The sequence below is a fragment of the Niveispirillum fermenti genome (assembly GCF_048066175.1).
Lineage (GTDB): Bacteria > Pseudomonadota > Alphaproteobacteria > Azospirillales > Azospirillaceae > Niveispirillum > Niveispirillum fermenti.
In genome coordinates this window covers 1-429 of sequence record NZ_JBLTXA010000136.1, presented here as the reverse complement: position 1 = coordinate 429, position 429 = coordinate 1, and the positions used below count along the sequence as shown (strand labels likewise).

The following is a 429-nucleotide window of genomic DNA, read 5'->3' as shown; positions in this document are numbered from 1 at the left end:
GCACCAGAACTGCTGCCACCTAACTCATTTTTTTGCTCAGTTGTTAATCCTTTACCAATATTAGGTTTGGAAGAGTCATTATTACCTGATGAATGGCTATCAGCCAAAATACCACTTACATTTAATTCCCGTCCTTGAGAATTATTCGATGCAGTAATGTTTTTTGTACCATCTGCATTAAGGGCAGCCTGGAAAATCCCCTCTTTAGAGTAAACAAAAATAAACTCATCAACAAATTGGACAATATCACCTCGGCGAATCTGGCTCCCCGCGCCACCGTTATCCATAATATAGACTGTATTACCATTTTGATCCTTAGCTTCCCTTGCTCCCAGGACAAATGCCTGACCAAATCCCGCTTGTTTAGCCAGAGATTCCATCGTAACAGGTGGCTGGTTTACAGTCAGGGCGTTTCTTTCCCAGAGAATA

1 protein-coding gene is annotated in these 429 nt (G+C 42.0%); it reads right to left on the bottom strand.

All coding sequences use genetic code 11. From position 1 onward, the window contains the following. On the bottom strand, positions 1-429 hold a 429-nt coding region (locus ACM9LZ_RS26035), incomplete at both ends, for a hypothetical protein (protein ID WP_416622402.1).